At 35.5% G+C, this 20,504-nt stretch carries 14 protein-coding genes; 11 read left to right on the forward strand and 3 right to left on the reverse strand.

Features of this window, described 5'->3' with window-relative positions:
* Nucleotides 1-6 precede the first annotated feature (6 nt).
* Nucleotides 7-1,554, reverse strand: a complete 1,548-nt coding sequence (locus ICJ83_RS14875; RefSeq protein WP_188231199.1) for a RagB/SusD family nutrient uptake outer membrane protein — start codon at nt 1,552-1,554, stop codon at nt 7-9.
* Between the two features lie 11 nt (nt 1,555-1,565).
* On the reverse strand, nt 1,566-4,727 hold the full coding sequence (locus tag ICJ83_RS14880) for a SusC/RagA family TonB-linked outer membrane protein (RefSeq protein ID WP_188231200.1): 3,162 nt from the start codon (nt 4,725-4,727) through the stop codon (nt 1,566-1,568).
* Nucleotides 4,728-5,043: 316 nt separating this feature from the next.
* Here ICJ83_RS14880 and ICJ83_RS14885 point away from each other — a divergent pair, with 316 nt between their 5' ends.
* From ICJ83_RS14885 to ICJ83_RS14930, 10 genes are all read left to right on the forward strand, one after another.
* The gene (locus tag ICJ83_RS14885; protein WP_188231201.1) at nt 5,044-6,117 is read left to right on the forward strand and encodes a LacI family DNA-binding transcriptional regulator; all 1,074 of its coding nucleotides are present in this window, start codon (nt 5,044-5,046) and stop codon (nt 6,115-6,117) included.
* Nucleotides 6,118-6,247: 130 nt separating this feature from the next.
* Entirely contained in the window at nt 6,248-7,606 is a 1,359-nt protein-coding gene (locus ICJ83_RS14890) for an MFS transporter (protein ID WP_188231202.1), read from the forward strand.
* 16 nt (nt 7,607-7,622) lie between these two features.
* On the forward strand, nt 7,623-8,279 hold the full coding sequence (gene pgmB, locus ICJ83_RS14895) for a beta-phosphoglucomutase (protein WP_223154801.1): 657 nt from the start codon (nt 7,623-7,625) through the stop codon (nt 8,277-8,279).
* Between the two features lie 50 nt (nt 8,280-8,329).
* Complete coding sequence (locus ICJ83_RS14900) at nt 8,330-10,642, forward strand: glycoside hydrolase family 65 protein (protein ID WP_188231203.1); 2,313 nt, start codon at nt 8,330-8,332, stop codon at nt 10,640-10,642.
* A 34-nt stretch (nt 10,643-10,676) separates the two neighbouring features.
* Nucleotides 10,677-12,581, forward strand: coding sequence for a glycoside hydrolase family 13 protein (locus ICJ83_RS14905; protein WP_188231243.1), 1,905 nt, complete (start codon nt 10,677-10,679; stop codon nt 12,579-12,581).
* A 4-nt stretch (nt 12,582-12,585) separates the two neighbouring features.
* Nucleotides 12,586-14,040: an alpha-amylase family glycosyl hydrolase gene (locus ICJ83_RS14910; RefSeq protein WP_188231204.1), complete on the forward strand. Its 1,455-nt coding sequence runs from the start codon at nt 12,586-12,588 to the stop codon at nt 14,038-14,040.
* Nucleotides 14,041-14,102: 62 nt separating this feature from the next.
* The gene (locus ICJ83_RS14915; RefSeq protein ID WP_188231205.1) at nt 14,103-16,211 is read left to right on the forward strand and encodes a glycoside hydrolase family 97 protein; all 2,109 of its coding nucleotides are present in this window, start codon (nt 14,103-14,105) and stop codon (nt 16,209-16,211) included.
* A 182-nt stretch (nt 16,212-16,393) separates the two neighbouring features.
* Complete coding sequence (locus ICJ83_RS14920; protein ID WP_188231206.1) at nt 16,394-17,233, forward strand: ATP cone domain-containing protein; 840 nt, start codon at nt 16,394-16,396, stop codon at nt 17,231-17,233.
* Between the two features lie 4 nt (nt 17,234-17,237).
* The gene (locus ICJ83_RS14925) at nt 17,238-18,611 is read left to right on the forward strand and encodes an MBL fold metallo-hydrolase RNA specificity domain-containing protein (RefSeq protein WP_188231207.1); all 1,374 of its coding nucleotides are present in this window, start codon (nt 17,238-17,240) and stop codon (nt 18,609-18,611) included.
* A 91-nt stretch (nt 18,612-18,702) separates the two neighbouring features.
* On the forward strand, nt 18,703-19,143 hold the full coding sequence (locus ICJ83_RS14930) for a hypothetical protein (RefSeq protein ID WP_188231208.1): 441 nt from the start codon (nt 18,703-18,705) through the stop codon (nt 19,141-19,143).
* A 60-nt stretch (nt 19,144-19,203) separates the two neighbouring features.
* On the opposite strand, the gene ICJ83_RS14935 is transcribed toward ICJ83_RS14930, so the two are convergent.
* Nucleotides 19,204-19,710 (reverse strand): DinB family protein, encoded by a 507-nt coding sequence (locus ICJ83_RS14935; RefSeq protein WP_188231209.1) that lies wholly within the window; start codon nt 19,708-19,710, stop codon nt 19,204-19,206.
* A gap of 284 nt (nt 19,711-19,994) precedes the next feature.
* On the opposite strand from ICJ83_RS14935, the gene ICJ83_RS14940 reads away from it, so the two are divergent.
* Complete coding sequence (locus ICJ83_RS14940; protein WP_449369429.1) at nt 19,995-20,408, forward strand: HYC_CC_PP family protein; 414 nt, start codon at nt 19,995-19,997, stop codon at nt 20,406-20,408.
* Nucleotides 20,409-20,504: the final 96 nt, after the last annotated feature.

The raw sequence follows: 20,504 nt of genomic DNA on the forward strand, positions 1-20,504 counted from the left end.
AGTTTTTTAATAACCTTTATTTTGAGTTAAGTTTGGGTTGGCTTGTAAGGCAGATGAAGGAATAGGGTAAACGTTGTAAGTTGAAGGAATTGAGGTTCCATTTTTTACACCACCTTTCCAAGGCCATATATAGGTGCTTCCTGTAAACATTCCAAAGCGAATTAAATCGGTGCGTCGATGTCCTTCTAGGTTTAATTCTCTTCCTCTTTCATCTATTATAAAGTCTAGAGTTAAATCGGTCTGACCAATGGTATTGGCATGCGATCGTTTTCTAACATCATTTACATATTTTAAAGCGCTTCCCATGTCGGTATTTGCTGCACCTCTTAAAGCACATTCGGCATACATTAAATAAGCATCTGCTAATCTGAATAATGGGAAATCGGTGCTAGAAAAACTTGTAGCTACAGATGCAGAATTGAAATTGGTATTTCTGAATTTTATGGAAGGGTATCCGTCTGTCCATTCTTTATAGTCTTCCATGTCATAATTATGACCTTCGGTCCAGAACAATTTCGCTCTGTCATCATTTGAAGTAGCTAAATCACCATATAAACCGTACCATGCTTTTGTAGCGCGGTGACCCGTCCAACCTTCTGCTGCACCAAACTCGGCAAGAGGCATGGTATCAGCACTTAAGTTGCCATTAATGATATAGGTAGTGTTTCCATAACTTTGACTTACCTGTGAATCGGCAATTAAAGGAAAAATAATTTCTTTAGATGAATTGTTATCAGCAGAAAATAAGCTTACATAATCTGTTGCCAATTCATAAGGGCCTTCGTTGATTACTTTATTAATATAAACTGCGGCTTCAGTATATTTTGCGTTACCTGTATAAACTTCAGCGTTTAAATATAGTTTACTAAGTAACATTTGAGCCGCACTTTTGGTTGCTCTACCGTAGGTGTTGGTATCTAGCAGGAGCGGTTCAATATCTAATAATTCCGCTTCTACATAATCGAATAATACATCACGAGAAACTTCATCTAAAGGTTCAGATTGTCCATAATTTTCTTCGGTAGCTAATACACCTTTACCAAAAACATCAATTAAATAATAGTAAGCTAATGCTCGAATAAATCTTACTTCAGAAGTGATAACCTCTTTGTTTTCAACATCTACATTTGGTAAAATGGACAACAGGTTGTTGCATTGAGGAATGGTAAAGAAAATTCTATTATATAAATATCTAAAGAATTTATTTTCTGGTGTCCAATTACTGGTTGTTGTAAGTTGGTCTAAACCATTATCGCCCCAACGGTTTTTCATGCCATCGGCTGCAAAATCCTGTAAGTTTACAATACCTCTTAAGAAAGGTGATTCTCCGGCATTATCACTAATGTCCGATTTGTCAGGACCTTCGGCACTTGATAAAGCAAAAGAACCATAAAGTCTGGATAAAATCCCCTCAACAGCTTGTGGGTCGCGAGCTAAAAGCTCATCAAGCGATAGTTCAATTAGCGGATCTGGGTCTAAATCGCTTGTACAATTAATATTTAGTGTACCGATAAAGACAAAACCGACTAGTATTTTTATTATATTATTTTTCATTGTTTTAAATTTTAAAAGTCAATATTCACACCTAAGTTGTACACGGTTGGTCTCGGGTAAAAATTGTCGTCAATTCCTTTAAAGTTTTCAGGATCTTGTCCGGAATAATTTGTAATCAGGAATGGATTATTTACAGCGCCATAAATTTTAAGTGAAGCATTTTTTATAACATTATTTAGGGTGTGGCCAAGCACAATGTTTTCACATCTTAAGAATGATGAGCCTTCAAGAAAGTAATCGGAATACTGGATAGGATCCTGAATATCTGTAAACACTGGGTTAGCCGAGCCATTGAAGAAATTTAATGCGTTATTAAAGAATGTGTCATCTTGAGATTTTACATTTTGAATTTCGCCATGTGTTAAGCGTCTTGAGTTATACACATAACCATCTAATTGACCTCTAAAGCTGGCTGTTAAATTCCAGTTATTGTAATCGAAATTAAATCCAAAACCAAATGTCCAGTTAGGTTGAATGGCTTTGTAGTAGCGATCATCCTCGGTAATTTTTCCGTCGTCGTTAAGGTCTACAAACGAACCTAAAATAGGGTTTCCGCTTTGGTCATATACTTGTTTAAATACCCATGCCGAACCAGCTTGTTGCCCAACAGCATGTCTTAACAATTCGTTTCCTGTACCAAAAGCTAAACCACCGTCTGGAGCATTTATTTGCTCTACACCTTTTAAATCGGTTACTTCGGTATAATTGTATGATAAGTTACCGTTAAAAGATAAGTTACCGTGGTCGTTTTGTATAGGACTTAAATTAAGATTTAGTTCGAAACCTTTGCTTTCGGTAGAACCTACGTTTTGAATAACACGGTCGCTAAGGGCTTGTCCCGGAGGCACGTTAGTAAGTACCAATAAGTCGGTTGTTTCACGTTGGTAAATATCGAAAGAACCTGAAAGTACCCCTCGGTTAAAGAAATCGAAATCGATTCCAGCATTGTAAGTTGTTGTTTTTTCCCAGGTTAAATCTGGATTAAATTCTTTTGCATTGTATACGTTTACACCAGAAATGTACTGACTTTCAGGTGACCCCACTTCGAAAAGTGGAATTGCTGGATAAAAACCTACCTGTCCAGAAATATCTTGCTGTCCGGTTTCACCCCAACCTAAGCGAATTTTAATGTCGTTAATGAAATTAACATCTTTAAGAAAGTTTTCTTCTTTTAGTTTCCATGCCAGTGCAGCTGATGGAAAGTAACCCCAACGATTTTCAGGAGTAAAGAAAGAAGAACCATCCGCTCTAAACGATGCTGTTAATAAGTATTTATTCGCAAGATTGACATTGGCTCTTGCGAAATAAGATTGTAGGTTTAACCTATTGTAAAATCGATTATTTATGTTGTTAGCATCGATGTTTGGAACACGATCTCCGGTAATACCATCGCTGTCTAAGTCGAAAGGCTTATCATCTTCATTATAAGCAGGGTCTGCATAAAATTCATCTTTATTACCATCGTTTTTAAAATTCTGATAGGAGTAACCCGCCTGGATATCGAAATTATTTATAAACTTTTCGTCAAATTCTTTGCGATAAGCAAGGTAAGATTCCATAGTAGTGTTAGTAATATGTTGTCTTTCGGCATAGCTCAACCCTGGTTGGAATATATAGGTTCCTGCTGGTATAGGGTTATTGTTAGGATCGGCACTGGCTACCAAAGCGTAGCTATTAATTGCGTTTTCTTTATAACGTTCTTCAATTTTGGCTCTCGATGCTTCTAAGCCCAAATTTACTACGGCTCGCAGCTCAGGTAAGAAATGAAACTTATAGTCTAACTCCACATTACCAAGTAATCGCTTTACATTTTCAGGTCGTGTGCGTTGTTCTAAAACCGCTAACGGATTACTGGCTCCAGCCTTTGCATTAGGATTATTTGAATCTGGAGCAAATAGTTGTTGGTAATATCCGCCAAAAATAGAGTTGTCGTCATAAATTGGTTTTGTAGGATCCATAGAAACAGCACCACCTATGGCTCCACCATCATCAACCGAATTTTTTTCAACCGAAGTTCCTTTGGCGTTAATATCTACTTTAAGATGATCATCAAAAAATTTAGGTGATAAACGTAATGAAGCTGTAATTCTTTCGTAATCGTTAGTTCGAACAACTCCTTCGGTATTATTGTAACCAACAGAAGCTCTAAAAGGAATAGACTGAAATAAGTTGGCTCTTACACCAAAGTTATAATCTTTAGTTACAGCCGTTCTGTAAATAGCGTCCTGCCAGTTTGAATTATAAATTTCCCTGTCGCCTTGTGGAGTACTTATTACTTGAGCTACTGGTTGCGTAGTTGAAACGCTTCCTGCAGGTACGCCTAATAAATCCAGATTGTCTGGATAATACATTTTAACAAATCGAACAAAAGTGTTACCATCCATAACATCGATTTCTTGTTTAGAAGTCACGTTACTTAAAGATGTTCTTGCCGAAAAGTTAAATTTAGCATCACCAGAAGTCCCTTTTTTAGTGGTTATAATAATAACCCCGTTAGAAGCTCTCGATCCATAGATAGCTGTAGCCGATGCATCTTTTAAAACACTGAAACTTTCAATATCATTTGGGTTAACCAAGCTTAAAGGATTGCCAACTCCTGCTATACCACCATTGTCAAGGGGTACGCCATCGATAACAATTAAAGGAGAGTTGTTACCAGAAAGTGATGAGCCACCACGTATTCTAATATTGGGAGCAGCATCGGGCTGTCCGCCAGCGCTTGTAATTCTAACTCCTGCGGCTTTTCCTTGCAATAATTGATCGGGAGATACTACCGCCCCTTGATTAAAATCATCCGAAGAGATAACTTCAACCGAACCTGTTAGGTCTTCTTTTTTTACGCTCCCGTATCCTATTATAACCACTTCATCTAAACTTGCAGCATCTTCTGCCATAATTATGTTTAGCACCGTTTGACCATTGTAGATGATTTCCTGCGATTGATAACCAATGAATGTAAATGTGAGTACATCGCCTTTATTCGCCTGAATTTGAAATTCTCCGTCAAAATCGGTAGCTGTTCCATTGGTGGTTCCCTTAACGAGAATATTTACACCGGGCAATGGCAAAGATGTAGATTGTTCTGTTACTGTTCCTTTAACTATGGTTTGGGCCAAAAAAGTTGAGGGCACAAGAAATAGTAAAAACAGTACGCCATTAATAATTGTCTTCATACAGTTCTTTTGTTAATGTCTTAGTTTTAGTTTAGTATATCTTCACTTCTCACCATGAATTATTGCTAATGTAGTAATTGTAACTATGGTATTATTATGAAATTCGTAACGCAAACGTTTCCGTGTTAATAACTTTTACAAAAATTTTAACGGAAACGTTTGCGCTCAATTAAATAATAAGAAAAAACTTACAGTAAATATTATTCTTACAATTTAAAAGTTAGTTTATGTTGAAGAAACATACTAAATTAGCTATATTGGGTTTGTCGTTAGCATAACGATTTGTTTTCGCGATTAGTCAGTAGTATCCTTAAAAATGAAGAAAAAAGTAACTTTAAAACAAATAGCAAGAGAATTAGATGTATCTGTATCTACGGTTTCAAGAGCTTTGGCCGATAGTAAAGAAATTGGTGAAGATACGCGACGTCGAATTCAGGCTTATGCTAAATTTTTAAACTACAAGCCCAACAATATTGCACTTAGTTTGAAAAATAAGAAGACGAAAACCATTGGGGTGCTTATTCCCGAAATTGTACATCACTTCTTCTCGACAATTATTAGGGGTATTGAGATTGTCGCAAATCAACGCGGCTATAATGTTATTGTAGGGTTGTCTAACGAGTCATTTAGTAAAGAAGTATTAAATATGGAAATGCTTGCTAATGGTAGTATCGATGGGTTTGTATTATCTATTTCAAAAGAAACACTGCTTCAACAGGATTATCATCATTTTAATGAAACCATAAATCAAGGCATCCCAATAGTTATGTTTGATCGTGTCGTAAATGAAGTAGAGTGCGATAAAGTAATTGTTGACGATTTTTCTGGATCTGTTAAAGCGGTAAAAAAATTAATAGCTAATGGCTGTAAACACATTGGACTTATCACTACTATGGATTACGTAAGTGTTGGGCGCCTGCGTACCCAAGGTTATTTACGAGCACTTGAAGAATCGCAAATGTATGCAGAACCTAATTTGATTTTGAAACTTGATGACATGGGGGCTTTAGAAGATAACTTGGATATTCTTGAAACAGAGATAGAACAATTTTTTAAAAAGAACCCTGAAATAGACAGTATTTTTGCTGTTAATGAGCTTTATGCGGTAACAGCCATGAAGGTTGCCAAGAAGTTAGGATATGATATACCATGTGATATTCAGGTTATCGGTTTTACCGATGGCGTTTTGTCAAAACATGCTTCGCCAAGTTTAACTATTGTTAGTCAACATGGTCAAAAAATAGGTGAAAAGGCAGCCGATTTACTAATTGATCGGTTAGAATTAAACGACGATGAAACGGAATCGAATCATAACGAAAAGCCTAAGAAACAGACCTTTGAAACCGTGGTTATTGAAACCGAAATTATTGAGAGAGAATCCACTAAATAAAAATTTATTAGGAATTTTAAAATTCTTTTCTATATCTTTGAAGCAGAATCAAAACTTATATTTTCACTTCTCACTTAATAAGTTTTGATAAGTTTTATGCTTATCAGTAGTATCAATTAATACTATTTCGATGGAAAAGCGTAAGTTAAGTTTTCTTCAAATCTGGAACATGAGTTTCGGTTTTTTAGGAATTCAAATGGGGTTCGCCCTTCAAAATGCCAATGCAAGTAGAATACTTCAGATTTTTGGAGCCGATGTACATCAGCTATCCTGGTTTTGGATTATAGCACCAATCATGGGGCTTATTGTTCAGCCAATTGTTGGATATTACAGCGATAAAACCTGGGGGCGATTCGGTAGACGGAAACCATTCTTTTTAGCCGGTGCTATATTGGCTTCGGTGGGACTTGTGTTAATGCCTCAAGCCGATATTTTTATTGCCTTTTTGCCTGCCATCTGGGTAGGTGCTGGATTTTTAATGTTAATGGATGCTTCTTTTAATATTGCCATGGAGCCCTTTCGTGCTTTGGTTGGTGATAATTTAAGAACAGACCAACGTACTTTAGGATTCAGTGTGCAAACGGCTTTAATTGGTTTCGGTGCCGTAATAGGGTCATGGTTACCTTATACTTTAACCAACTGGTTTGGAGTATCGAATGCAACGGTAGCGGGAGAAGTTCCGTTAAACTTAATTTTATCTTTTATAATTGGAGCGATTGTTTTAGTACTCTCAATTCTGGTAACTGTAATTACGACAAAAGAATACACTCCAGAAGAGTTATTGCAATTTCAAGAAGAGCAATCAAATTTCGAATTAGAAGAACAAGAAGCTTCTGAAACAACAGGATTAAAAACAATTCTGGAAGATTTTAAAAAAATGCCTACAACAATGCGCCAGCTAAGCTGGGTGCAGTTTTTTTCATGGTTCGGCTTATTTGGCATGTGGGTATTTGCTGTACCAGCCATAGCGCAACACATATATAATCTACCTGTAAGTGATAGTAGTAGTGTTTCCTATCAGGATGCAGGAGATTGGGTTGGTATTTTGTTTGGAGTTTATAATCTTGTTTCGGCATTATATGCATTTGCACTACCGATTATCGCAAATAAGTTAGGGAGAAAACGAACTCATGCCTTGTCTTTAATTATTGGAGGTTTAGGCTTGTTATCGATTTACATTATGCCAGATAAAAATTGGCTGATTCTTTCTATGATAGGAGTAGGTATTGCATGGGCTAGTATTTTGGCTATGCCATATGCTATATTGGCTGGATCCATTTCACCCAAAAAAATGGGTGTGTATATGGGAATCTTCAACTTTTTCATTGTCATTCCACAAATTATTAATGCACTAATTGGTGGGCCGTTAGTAAAATATCTTTACAACGACCAGGCTGTTATCGCACTTATGGTAAGTGGTTTTAGTTTCTTAATTGCCGCTACACTAGTATTTAAAGTAAAAGACGTCGACGACGTTGTAAAATCTTAAAAAAACAAACATCATAATGAGTGGGTTTATTTTTGACCTCGATGGGGTCATAGTTGATACTGCAAAGTATCATTATCAGGCATGGAAACAATTAGCCGACAAAATAGGGATTGAGTTTTCGTTGGAACAAAACGAACAACTTAAAGGCGTGAGTAGAGCAGATTCTTTAAATAAGATTCTTGAATGGGGGCAAAAAACAATTTCAAATGAGACGTTTACTGCTTTGATGAAAGAAAAAAATGAACAGTATTTGGATTTTATTGCGACTATGGATGACAATGAAATTCTGCCCGATGTCTCTAAAGTTTTAAACTATTTAAAGACTAAAAAACAGAAAATAGCTTTAGGATCAGCGAGTAAAAATGCGGTGCAAATACTTGAAAAGGTAAAACTGACACATTATTTCGATGCCATTGTTGATGGTAATCAAGTAACAAATGCTAAACCCAATCCAGAGGTGTTTTTAAATGCTGCTAAGCAAATTAATGTTCAACCTGAACATTGTATTGTATTTGAAGATTCGCTGGCTGGAATACAAGCCGCTAATATAGCGAATATGGTAAGCATTGGAATTGGAGACGCCAGTATTTTAGCTGAAGCCGATTACGTGTTTAAAGATTTTTCAGAGATGTCTTTAGAATTTATAGACAAACTAATTAACCTTAAAAATTAGACTGTTATCAACCTTTTAATTTCAGTTAGATAGTAGTTGCACAACGAAAAATGAATCAAGATTATATAAAACCAGATAATTGGTCGATTATAGAAGAAGGCTTTGATACCAGTCGAGTAAAGTCTTCAGAGAGCCTTTTTAGTATTGGTAACGGTGCTATGGGGCAACGTGCTAATTTTGAAGAAACCTATTCTGGTCCAACTTTTCAAGGGAGTTATATTGCTGGGGTTTATTACCCCGATAAAACCCGTGTTGGTTGGTGGAAAAACGGGTATCCCGAATATTTTGCTAAGGTTTTAAACGCACCCAATTGGATTGGTATAAACGTATCCATTAATAACGAAACTCTAGATTTGTTTACCTGCAAAGCTGTTAAAGATTTTCGTAGAGAACTCAATATGAAAGAGGGGTGGTTATCCAGAAGCTTTAAAGCAACCCTGCAAAATAATATAGAGATACAGGTGAAAGCCAAGCGTTTTTTATGTTTGGAATTAGACGAAGTTGGTGCTATTCATTATGAAGTAACACCAATTAACAGCGATGCTTCCATAACGTTTAAGCCGTATTTAGATGCTGGAATTACTAACGAAGATACCAATTGGGACGATAAATTCTGGGATGTTCTAAAGGTTTCCAATGAAGGTAATCAAGCCTTTATTGAAGCTAAAACCATGAAAACCGAATTTCATACTTGTACGTTTATGCAATCTCAGGTTTTTGTAAATGGTAATGCAATTAATATAAGTCCAGACATTCTTAAAAAGGACAATTTTATAGCTTACAGCTATTCAAAAAACTTAAAAGCTGGAGAACGGTTTGCCATTGAAAAGTTTGGAGGATACATTGTTGATCGTAATTACGACAAAACAAAACTTGTGGAAGCTTCAAAATCGGTTTTGGGTAAAGCCGAAACTCTTGGGTTTTCAGGGTTATTAAAAATGCAAGTTCAAGCCTGGGCTAATATTTGGGATATGGCCGATATTACAATCCATGGCGATGTAAAGGCGCAGCAAGGTATTCGTTTTAATATTTTTCAGTTAAATCAAACCTATTTAGGTAAGGACTCCAGATTAAATATTGGGCCTAAGGGGTTTACCGGTGAAAAGTACGGCGGAAGTACCTACTGGGATACAGAGGCATATTGCATTCCGTTTTACATGGCTACTAAAAATCAAAATGTTGCCAGAAGTTTATTAGAATACCGTTACAATCATTTAGAGCGAGCTATTGAAAATGCCAATAAATTAGGCTTTACAAATGGAGCAGCTTTATACCCTATGGTAACTATGAATGGCGAAGAATGTCATAATGAATGGGAAATTACTTTTGAAGAAATTCACCGTAACGGAGCCATTGCCTTTGCTATTTACAATTATTACCGTTACACCAACGACTATAGTTATATTCCTGAAAAAGGATTGGAAGTGCTTATTGGTATTGCTCGTTTCTGGCAACAACGCGCCACATTTTCAACTGATAAAAATAAATATGTTATTCTCGGCGTTACTGGACCAAACGAATATGAAAATAATGTAAACAATAATTGGTACACCAATTATTTAGCGAAATGGTGTATTAAGTATGCTATTGAAAATATTAAAAAAGTTGAAGCTGAATATTATACTGATTTTATTAGAATCATGACAAAAACAAGTCTTTCTGAATCAGAGTTGAATTCGTGGAAAGAGGTAGCTGATAACATGTATTTTCCATATTCTGAAAAGCATGATGTTTATCTTCAACAAGATGGGTTTTTAGACAAAGAACTGGTTACTGTGGCCGATTTAGACCAAGCGCAGCGGCCTATAAATCAAAAATGGAGCTGGGACCGTATTTTGCGATCGCCATACATTAAACAAGCCGATGTTCTACAGGGGTTTTACTTTTTTGAAGATGACTTCTCGAAAGAACAATTAGAGAAACATTTCGACTTTTACGAACCGTTTACCGTACACGAAAGTTCTTTGTCGCCTTGTGTGCATAGCATTCAGGCTGCAAAATTAGACCGTATGGAACAGGCATATACCTTTTATCTAAGAACCTCGCGTTTAGATTTGGACGACTACAACAAAGAAGTACACGAAGGGTTACACATAACCTCTATGGCAGGTACCTGGATGAGTATTGTAGAAGGCTTTGGTGGTATGCGTATTAAAAATAGTATGTTATCATTTACACCTAAAATCCCGAAACAGTGGGAGGGGTATTCATTTAAAATAAACTTCAGAAATCAAATTTTAAAAGTTAATGTGAGTCACGACGAAACGAAGTTTGAGTTAGAGGGAAATGAATCAATGGAATTATTGGTTGATGATAACTTGCAGGTTATAGAACCTAATAACATTGAGAATGTATCAGGATAATATTAAAATACAGGGCTTTATTCAAAAGGTATTTATGCTTTTTACGATTCTGTTAATTGTGGCATGCCGGGATTTTAAAACGCAAAAAGAAGTGGTATCTTACAATAAGGATGTTAAATATTATAACGATTTGGAACGCATTGAACCTTTAAACTGGTGGGTAGGTTTTAAAAATCAGGAATTACAATTATTAGTTAAAAACCCTGATATAGCCATGGCTACGCCCGAAATTAATTATGAAGGCGTTAGTATTAAGGCAGTTCATAAAGCCGATAGTCCTAATTATTTATTTATTGATTTACATATTGATAGAACAGCTAAGCCCGGAACATTTAATATCGTTTTTAAGTTTGACAATAACGAAACTATTATTCAGACTTATCAATTAAAGCCGCGACTTAAACCATCGGAAGATTATATTGGTTTTGATAGCTCTGATGCTATTTATCTTATAACCCCCGATCGTTTTTCCAATGGAAATCCTTCAAACGATATTCATCCAAACTTATTAGAGAAAGGGATTAACAGGAAAGATAATTATGCGCGACATGGTGGCGATATTAAGGGAATAACCAATCATTTAGATTATATCGAGCATATGGGGTTTACCGCCATTTGGCCTTGTCCTTTGCTAACTAACGATATGCCAAGCAGTTCGTATCATGGTTATGCGATGACCAATTTTTATGAAATCGATCCACGTTTTGGAACTATGGAGGATTATCTGGAGTTGAGTGAAGAAGCTCGTAAAAAAGGTATTAAGTTAATTATGGATATGGTGGCGAATCATTGTGGGTCTGAGCATTGGTGGATGAAAGATTTACCGTTTAAAGATTGGGTAAACCAGCAGGAAACTTTTGTTAATCATGAAAATCTTCAAAATTCTAATCATAGAAGAAGTAGCAATCAGGATCCGTATGCTTCTGCCAGCGACAAAAAAGCCATGAGCGATGGTTGGTTTGTGCCGTCTATGCCCGACTTAAACCAAAAAAATCCGTTTATGGCTAAATATATTATTCAGAATAGCATTTGGTGGGTTGAAACAGCTGGTTTAGGTGGTATTCGTCAAGATACCTATCCGTATTCCGATAAGGATTTTATGAGTCATTGGGCAGGAAGTATTATGGATGAGTACCCAAATTTTTCAATTGTTGGTGAAGAGTGGAGTTACAATCCCTTAATTATAGGGTATTGGCAGGAGGGCGCTAATAACCGCGACGGTTACGATTCCAATTTAAAATCGCCCATGGATTTCCCTATGCAAGGGAAAATAATTTCAGCATTAAATGAAGACGAAGGTTGGGATACAGGCCTCATAAAAATATATGAAGGTCTCGCAAACGATTTTTATTACGCATCTCCGAAAGATCTTTTGGCATTCACCGACAATCATGATATGAGTCGCGTAACGACACAGTTAAATCTCGATGCCGAAAAGGTTAAGATGGCGTTGGGTTATGTGTTTACCATGCCTCGTATACCGCAATTTTATTATGGCACCGAAATTTTAATGAACGACACCAAGAAACCTGGCGATCATGGTTTAATACGCAGCGATTTCCCTGGCGGTTGGGATGGCGATAAAATAAATGCCTTTACAGGGAAAGGCTTGTCCGATAAACAGTTGGATATGCAGAACTTTGTTAAAAACCTAGTAAATTATAGAAAAACAAGTGAAGCTATTCATAACGGAAAGACCATTCATTTTGCACCAGAAGCTGGCATTTATGTATTGTTTAGAGTTTTAAACGATGAAATTGTTATTACTGTTTTAAATAAATCGGATAAGGAAATTTTTTCTGTTTCCCGATTTGAAGAACTGAACTTAAACGGAAAAACAGCTCAGAATATAATAACCAAAACGCAGCAAATCTGGAAAGATAACTTAAAAATAAACCCTAACGGAATAACTTTATTAACCACGAAACTAAATAATTAAAGTAATGAAAAGAATAAAATATATCATTTGGGTTTTACCAGTTCTGGCACTTTTTATTTCATGTAAAAAAGAAAAGAAAGAACCAATTACACCAGAGATTGTCGAAAAGATTGTACATAAACTTCCTGAAATTAACAATGCCGTTTTAGAATCATCGGTTATTTACGAAGCAAATATTCGTCAATACTCAAAAGAAGGAACATTTAATGCCTTTACAAAAGATATTCCGCAAATTAAACAATTGGGCGTTAAGATAATTTGGCTTATGCCTATATTTCCAATTTCTGAAACCAACAGAAAAGCTACCGGAGGCGATTTTGCTTATAAAATTGAAGATGAAGCCGAACGCGCCAAAATGCTTGGGAGTTATTATGCAGTTTCGGACTACACAAAAATAAATCCAGAGTTCGGAACAATTGAAGACTTTAGAAAACTGGTTAAAACAGCTCACGATAATGGTATTTATGTTATTTTAGACTGGGTTCCAAATCATACTGGTTGGGATCATGTATGGATTACAGATCACCCAGATTATTATACGCAAAATGAAAAAGGTGAGATTGTAGATCCAACCAATCCAGAAACTGGAGAATCCTGGGGTTGGGGCGATGTGGCCGACTTAAATTATGACAATCCTGAAATGCGTAGGGAAATGATTGAAGACATGAGCTATTGGGTTGCTGATGAAGGTGTAGATGGATTTAGATGTGATGTGGCCAGTAACGTGCCAACCGATTTTTGGGAACAGGCCATTCCGCAACTACGTGTTCAAAAAGATATTTTTATGTTAGCCGAAGCGTGGCAACCTGAACTTTTAGAAGGCGATTTATTCGATATGGCCTATACTTGGGAGGGACACCACATTATGAATGAAATAGCTCAGGGAAAGAAAAACGTTAGCGATTTAAAGCACTACCTGGAAGCAAATAAAACCAAATATGCTTCAGACGATATTTTAATGAATTTTGTTACCAACCACGACGAAAATTCATGGAACGGAACCGTTAAAGAGCGTATGGGCGATGCTTCCGAAATAATGACAGCTTTAAGTTATATGTTACCAGGAATGCCTTTAATTTATTCGGGACAAGAATATGGTTTAGATTACCGTTTAAAGTTTTTCGAAAAAGATTCCATTCCAAAAACCAAAGGAGACACATGGACATTATTAGAGCAATTGGGACAATTAAAGAATACGCATCCGGCATTAAATGGAGGTAAGGAAGCTGCTAATTTAACTATGGTAGATGTTGAAAATCCTAATATTTTAATCTTTGAACGTGAGAAAGGAGAGGATAAAATTTTATTTATAGGAAATCTTTCAAAAGAAAAACAAGAGGTGAAACTAACCATTTCTGGCGGTTTTTCAGATTACCAATCGAATGAAAATGTAAATCTAGAAGAAGGGGAAGGACTAACTTTAGCGCCTTGGGAATTTAAAATTTTAATAAAAAAATAATTGAAGGCTTGTTTCATTTCAACCTTAATTAATAAAATCAATTAACTAAACAGATACGCTTTATGACATCGAAAATGTATATTTTGCTATTTGCCTTTTTAAGTATCCTTGGGGTAAATGCACAGCAAATAACTTCACCGAATGGTAATATATCTCTGGAGTTTTCTTTGAGTAGTAACGGAGAGCCTACTTATAAAATTAATTATAAAAGTAAATCGATTATAAAAACCAGTAAGCTAGGTTTAACGCTTAAAAATGCCGATAACTTAAAACAGGGGTTTATAGAAACTGGTAGCGAAGAAACTTCGTTCGACGAAACATGGAAACCAGTTTGGGGAGAAGAAAGTGACATTAGAAATAACTACAACGAGCTGCTTGTTAATTTAGAACAAAAGGCTACAGAACGTATCATGAACATTCGTTTTCGCGTGTATAACGAAGGGGTTGGTTTTCGTTACGAATTTCCTGAACAACCAAACCTTGTTTATTTTGTAATAGAAGAAGAAAATACACAGTTTGCGCTTACAGGAGATCATACCGCATTTTGGATTCCGGGCGATTACGATTCTCAGGAATACGATTATACCGAATCTAAATTATCGGAAATTAGTGGTTTATTCGATTCAGCAGTAACGCCAAATGCATCGCAAAGACAGTTTTCTAAAACAGGTGTTCAAACCGCTTTAATGATGAAAACTGCAGATAATTTATACATCAATATTCATGAAGCTGCGTTAATTAATTATGCGTGTATGCATCTTAATTTAGATGATGAAAATATGGTTTTTGAATCTTGGTTAACCCCAGATGCTCAAGGAAATAAAGGGCATATGCAGGCACCATGCGTAACACCTTGGCGTACTGTTATGGTTAGTGACGATGCTAGAGATATTCTGGCTTCACGAATAACTTATAACTTAAACGAACCCTGCGTTATTGAAGATACTTCTTGGATAAAACCTGTAAAATATATTGGCGTTTGGTGGGAAATGATTACAGGAAAAAGCTCTTGGGCTTACACCGACGATTTACCTTCGGTACAATTAGGAGTAACCGATTTCGAAGACGTAAAACCTAACGGAAAACATGCTGCCAATACAGCTCATGTTAAAGAATATATCGATTTTGCCGCCAAACATGGTTTCGATGCTGTTTTAGTTGAAGGTTGGAACGAAGGTTGGGAAGATTGGTTCGGTCAATCGAAAGATTATGTATTCGATTTTGTAACGCCGTACCCAGATTTCGATGTGGAAGACATTGAAAACTACGCCAAGTCGAAAGGTGTTAAAATGATAATGCACCATGAGACGTCGGGGTCTACAAGAAACTATGAGCGCCACATGGATAAAGCTTATCAGTTTATGAAGGATCATGGTTACGATGCTGTAAAAAGTGGTTATGTAGGTAATATTTTGCCGCGAGGAGAATTTCATTATAGTCAGTGGGTAAATAATCATTATTTATATGCGGTTCAAAAAGCTGCCGATTACGAAATTATGGTAAACGCTCACGAAGCAGTAAGACCAACAGGAATTGCCAGAACATACCCTAATTTAATAGGTAACGAATCTGCTCGTGGTACCGAATTTCAGGCATTTGGAGGCTCTAAACCTAATCATGTAACCATATTGCCTTTTACAAGGTTGTTGGGTGGTCCGATGGATTATACACCGGGCGTTTTCGAAATGGATATTAGTAAATTAAACCCAGATAATAATTCGCATGTTAATAGTACAATAGCAAATCAGTTAGCACTTTACGTTACGATGTATAGTCCGTTACAAATGGCAGCCGATTTACCTGAAAACTACAACCGATTTTTAGATGCGTTTCAATTTATAAAGGATGTTCCTGTAGATTGGGAAAAGAGTGTGTATTTAGAAGCAGAGCCCGGAAGTTATATTACCATTGCAAGAAAAGATAAACATTCAAACAATTGGTTTGTAGGTCATGTAAACGGAAAAGATGCTCGAAAATCTGAAATTTCATTCGATTTCCTAGAAAAAGGTAAAAAGTATATCGCGACTATTTATGCCGATGCTAAAGATGCCAATTATAAAACCAACCCGCAGGCATACACCATTAAAAAAATGAAGGTTAATAGTCAATCTAAACTATCACAGGTTAGTGTAGAAGGAGGTGGTTATGCCATAAGCATTATAGAAGACTAGTTTCTGTTGAGGTTCTTCAGTATGAATATTTAATAGTGTTTCATTTAAGATAAAGGATTCTGTTTTTCAGGATCCTTTTTTTGTTTATGGTGTTTTTTTAGATTTTTTAAATACCTGATAATTATCATTTTATTAGGTAGGTGTATTTCGTAAATTTAGTAGATTAAACTTATGTCAAAGTCATGAAAGCTGATGTTGATGTTATAAAATACTCCGGAGAAAAAGTAAAGTTTTCTTTAGACAAATTGAAGAAATCTTTAATTCGTAGTGGTGCAGCACAAAATACCGTTGAAGAAATTGTTTCAAAGGTTGTTGATGAGCTTTACGACAATATATCAACAAAAGAAATTTACAACAGAGCCTATGCTTTGCTAAAAAAAGAGAAAAGTTATTTGGCATCAAAATATAAACTGAAAAAAGCAATTTATGAACTAGGACCTACCGGTTTTCCTTTTGAACGTTTTATAAGTGCTGTCTTAAAGTATTCAGGTTATCAAACCGAAGTAGATAGAATACTTCAGGGTACATGTATTTCTCATGAAGTGGATGTTGTCGCAATAAAGGAAAATAAGGTTACTATAGTGGAATGTAAATTTCATAGTGAGAAAACACTAAAATGCAATGTTAAAGTGCCTCTTTATATCAATTCACGCTATAATGATATAAGGTCGAATTGGAAATTTAGCCAGTATCAGGATAAATTTTTAACAGAAGGCTGGGTAGTAACAAATACACGTTTTTCTGAGGATGCTCTAACGTTTGGAAATTGTGTGAATCTGTATTTATTAAGTTGGGATTATCCGAAAAATGATGGTTTAAAAGATTGCATTGACCGATTGAGATTGTATCCAATTACGGTTTCTACATTACTCTCTAACAGAGAAAAACAGTTTTTATTAAGTAGAGATGTTGTATTGTGTCGAGAATTAATAGATGATGCGTTTTATTTAGATCATTTAGGTGTTTCAGAAAACCGAAAAAAGAAAATTCTACACGAGGTAGGCATGTTGTGTAAATCGTAAGGTTATGATTAATGCTGTTAAAATAACATTTTTAGGTGCAGCTGGTACCGTAACAGGTTCGAAAATTCTTATTGAAACTTCCGAGAAAAATATACTTGTAGATTGTGGTATGTTTCAGGGAGTAAAGGCGTTGAGGTTACAAAACTGGAATAATTTACCAATCGACGTAAGTCAGATAGATGTTGTTTTATTAACGCACGGACATCTAGATCATGTTGGCTATTTACCACGATTGTTAAGGCAAGGTTTTAATGGAAGTATATTGGGTACAGCGCCAACTTTGTCTATTGCCGAAATAATTTTACTCGAAAGTGCCAAGATTCAGGAAGAGGAAGCTGAGAGGGCAAATACCGAAAATTATTCCAAACACAAGCCCGCATTACCTCTTTATGATAAATTAGATGTAGAACGAACTCTAAACAAATTTCAAGTAGAAGTCCCAGATAAATGGATACGCCTTTCAGAATATATTTCCTATCGCTTTCAAACAAACGGACATATATTAGGCTCGACATTTGTCGAGATAGATATCCATGGAAAACGGTTTGTGTTTTCAGGAGACGTTGGGCGTATTAATGATTATTTACTGGCAAGTCCGAAAAAGCCTGAATGGGCCGATGTTTTATTTGTTGAAAGCACCTATGGAGATGGCTTGCACCCAAATGAAAATTTAGAAGAAACGCTTACCGAACTTATTCATGAAACTGTTAGAAACCAAGGAAATTTAATTATTCCAAGTTTTGCCGTAGAGCGCTTACAAACACTTGTTTTTTTACTTTGGAAGCTTTACAAGAAGGGTAAGATTCCTAATATCCCGATTTTTATCGATAGCCCCATGGGGAATAATGTTTTAAAGGTATTTAAACATTATAGTTCTTGGCACAAATTATCAGATGCCGAATATGATGCCATGTGCAATCATGTTAACATTGTACAAACTTTTAGGGAAACCTGGGAAACTATAGATGATCGTCGATCTAAAATTATTATTGCAGGTAGTGGCATGGTTACAGGAGGGCGGGTTTTAACTTATTTACAGCAACTTGTAGGTGATCCGACCACAACTGTTTTGTTAACTGGGTTTCAGGCCGAAGGTACACGAGGACGATTGCTTAAAGAAGGCACTCACGAAATTCGTTTTTACGGAAAATATTACCCTGTTAAAGCAAAAATAAAGAGTATTCAAAGTCTATCGGCACATGCAGACCAATTGGAGTTAATAGATTGGATGAGTAATATTAAAAATATCCCGGAAAGGGTTTATTTAGTTCATGGAGAGCCTACAGCTCTGGATACATTAAGATTAAAAATAAATACTACTTATGGTTGGAATGTTATCATTCCTGAACTGTATGATAATGAGTATTATAATATTTAACCTTTGTTGATTTTATTACAACAGATAAGAACCTTAAAACCATGATAATGAGTTTTTGAAAATCGATTGAATATAATAAAACCAGATTAAAATGAAAACACAAGAAATTAAAGAGTATCGTATGTGGTTAAGCTCAGAAAACATGCATCGGGATACTCAAAAGTGGTTATCTGAATTGGAATTTATTAAAGATGAACAAATGTTTTTTAATGATTTAATTAAATCATACACCCTTCAGCTTATAGATTCTGAACACTTTCAGGAAAGTAAAAAAGTAACCAATGAAATGACTGAAATCCAACAAGCCACTTCAAATTTATTAAACGAAGTTAAAAACCATGATAATGGTTTAGAAGTTATGGTAGATGGTCTTGATGAATATGAAAAGGAAGAAGCCTATAGAGGTGAACATCGTGAACTAATCGCTAAAGTGGAAACCTTTTTAAACGCATATAACGTTTTAAAAACACAGTTGTTCACATTAGTAAAAGGCGTTATAAAGTCTAACAAACAAAAGCGTTTGCTTGAGTAGCAAATTAAAAATTAGAAATCAGGCATTTTACAAAGTAAGATGCCTGATTTTCTGATTGTGTTACATTATGGCTTGCGACTCTTCATAATTTGGTCCGTAAAGCGAAGGTACCTGGTTTCCGGTAGCTCTTAAATGCGCAATAAGTTCGCCACGATGATGGTATAAATGGTTAAATAAAAACCCTCTAATAACTTGTGCTTTTGGCATAGGCGGGAAGCTGTTTACGCCGTTTATAGTCATGGACCAATCGTTCATGTATTCAGATTCATTAAAATTTTCAATTGCTTGTTGTGCTATTTTGATGTTATTCTCTAATTTTTTTAAAATGTTGGTTGTTTTACTTATATCTCCTTTATCATAAGTGTAAGTACTCATTTCAAAACTATCTTTATTAAAGGTAACCTGGTACCAATTGTATATTTCAGCAATATGAGCCGCAAATTCACCAACAGACCAAAGATGAGGTTGCGGTCGATAACTGAGCGCATCGTTGGGAATCATGGATAATAATTTTTTAGTGTTTTCAGCTTCGTGCTGAAATTCCGCCAGGAGTGCTTTCTTAATCATATCTATAGAATTTACTGAATAATAATGCTTAACTCTAAATATAGTTGATTTTAATTAAGTAAACTGTTAAAATACAGTGTTGTAGGTTTGATTTAGCATTGAGATTTATTGTTTACCATGGAGATCCAGTTTTAAGAAATATAAAATTGAATTTTTAATGCGTTTGCAGACACCAAATAGTTGCTTTGCTGTATTTGAAAATTAATCAAACTGTTAGTCCGATTAAACTAAATTTATGTTAAACAAAATGCGCATAATTAAAAAATTGTAACTTTGTAATCAAGATGAACAAAGTATTTCACAAAATAATAGCAATTTCTATGGCATTTGTAGTGTTATTTACTACAATGTCGTTTACGGTTGATATGCATTTTTGTGGAGATACTTTAGTTGAAATGGCGGTATTTCATAAAGCAGAAGGATGCGGCATGGCAATGGAAATGCCAGCTACAAATACTTGCTCGTTAACAAAAAAGGGATGTTGCGATGATAAGCAACTTGTAATTGAAGGACAAGATGAACTTCAACAGTCTTTTCAAAAATTATCATTTAATCAACAGCTGTTTATCTCATCTTTTGTTTACACATTAGTTCATCTGTTTGAAAGTTCAGAAAGTAATGTGGTTACTGCCGAAGCTTATAAACCACCACTGGTCACAAGGCAAATCTTCAAGCTAGACGAGACCTACTTAATTTGATTTTAGTAATATGTTGACATGCAGTGTTTATTGCGTGCCGACCTTATTGTTTTTGGAACTATCTAAAAAGTTCTAAAGTGTTGTATTCAATATTTT

The organism is Aestuariibaculum sediminum (genome assembly GCF_014596945.1).
Lineage (GTDB): Bacteria > Bacteroidota > Bacteroidia > Flavobacteriales > Flavobacteriaceae > Aestuariibaculum > Aestuariibaculum sediminum.

Bases quoted from the DNA above. Each gene is read 5' to 3' on its own strand.
- ICJ83_RS14875 (WP_188231199.1), bottom strand. From the start codon at position 1,554: ATGAAAAATAATATAATAAAAATACTAGTCGGTTTTGTCTTTATCGGT.
- ICJ83_RS14880 (WP_188231200.1), bottom strand. From the start codon at position 4,727: ATGAAGACAATTATTAATGGCGTACTGTTTTTACTATTTCTTGTGCCC.
- ICJ83_RS14885 (WP_188231201.1), top strand. From the start codon at position 5,044: ATGAAGAAAAAAGTAACTTTAAAACAAATAGCAAGAGAATTAGATGTA.
- ICJ83_RS14890 (WP_188231202.1), top strand. From the start codon at position 6,248: ATGGAAAAGCGTAAGTTAAGTTTTCTTCAAATCTGGAACATGAGTTTC.
- pgmB (WP_223154801.1), top strand. From the start codon at position 7,623: ATGAGTGGGTTTATTTTTGACCTCGATGGGGTCATAGTTGATACTGCA.
- ICJ83_RS14900 (WP_188231203.1), top strand. From the start codon at position 8,330: ATGAATCAAGATTATATAAAACCAGATAATTGGTCGATTATAGAAGAA.
- ICJ83_RS14905 (WP_188231243.1), top strand. From the start codon at position 10,677: ATGCTTTTTACGATTCTGTTAATTGTGGCATGCCGGGATTTTAAAACG.
- ICJ83_RS14910 (WP_188231204.1), top strand. From the start codon at position 12,586: ATGAAAAGAATAAAATATATCATTTGGGTTTTACCAGTTCTGGCACTT.
- ICJ83_RS14915 (WP_188231205.1), top strand. From the start codon at position 14,103: ATGACATCGAAAATGTATATTTTGCTATTTGCCTTTTTAAGTATCCTT.
- ICJ83_RS14920 (WP_188231206.1), top strand. From the start codon at position 16,394: ATGAAAGCTGATGTTGATGTTATAAAATACTCCGGAGAAAAAGTAAAG.
- ICJ83_RS14925 (WP_188231207.1), top strand. From the start codon at position 17,238: ATGATTAATGCTGTTAAAATAACATTTTTAGGTGCAGCTGGTACCGTA.
- ICJ83_RS14930 (WP_188231208.1), top strand. From the start codon at position 18,703: ATGAAAACACAAGAAATTAAAGAGTATCGTATGTGGTTAAGCTCAGAA.
- ICJ83_RS14935 (WP_188231209.1), bottom strand. From the start codon at position 19,710: ATGATTAAGAAAGCACTCCTGGCGGAATTTCAGCACGAAGCTGAAAAC.
- ICJ83_RS14940 (WP_449369429.1), top strand. From the start codon at position 19,995: ATGAACAAAGTATTTCACAAAATAATAGCAATTTCTATGGCATTTGTA.